The 677-nt window shown below is 55.5% G+C and carries 1 protein-coding gene; it reads left to right on the top strand.

The genetic code is table 11. The features are described from left to right. Positions 1-226 precede the first annotated feature (226 nt). Positions 227-673 (top strand): hypothetical protein, encoded by a 447-nt coding sequence (locus AACR93_RS23115; RefSeq protein ID WP_043852095.1) that lies wholly within the window; start codon positions 227-229, stop codon positions 671-673. The last annotated feature ends 4 nt before the right edge of the window (positions 674-677 follow it).

The following is a 677-nucleotide window of genomic DNA, read 5'->3' as shown; positions in this document are numbered from 1 at the left end:
AGAAAGCGAAGCAAGCCAGCATAAGGGTGAGCTGGGCAGCTACTTTCTTGAGCAAGTGGGTAAATACAAACGAGGTTAATTATCTCAAGCTGGACTGAACGCGCCTCAGTGGACGATCTTGCCATCACGCATCCGCCTGAAAACACGACATGTTAAAAACCTCAGTATCGAGGCTGAGCGGCTGGCCCGGTATAGTCAATCGAGTTCACGTCAGAGGAGAGATGCAATGAGTCACCAACCCGGCTTTTGGTTAGCGACACGCCAGTGGTCGCTGGCCGCACTGCTGCTGAGCCTAACGCCGCAAGTCGTGTTTGCAGCCGACTGCACCTATCGAAAAGATGCATTGGGCCATACCCGCTATCAATGTGACGATGGCAAGCAGGGCACCTTACGTGAGGATGCGCTTGGCAACATCAAAGACTCGGGAACCGGAACGACCTGGCGTAAGGACGCGCTCGGCAATCTTAAGAGGAGCGATGGCACTACCTATCGGCAAGACGCGCTGGGCAATATTCGCGGCAGCAATGCCAAAACCGGTGAACGGGTGACATGGCGTGAAGATGCACTTGGTCAGTTGCGTGCATCTGATGGCACCGTCTGTCGAACCAACGCGCTGGGGCAACTCAAATGCCGTGGCGAGAGCACACCGCCGGCCTTGCTGGAAGGCAAATGATGGC

It is taken from the genome of Aeromonas sp. L_1B5_3, assembly GCF_963866575.1.
Taxonomy (GTDB): Bacteria; Pseudomonadota; Gammaproteobacteria; order Enterobacterales; family Aeromonadaceae; genus Aeromonas; species Aeromonas jandaei.
Note: the sequence above shows the minus strand (reverse complement) of the source record. Positions and strands in the feature narration are given on the sequence as shown.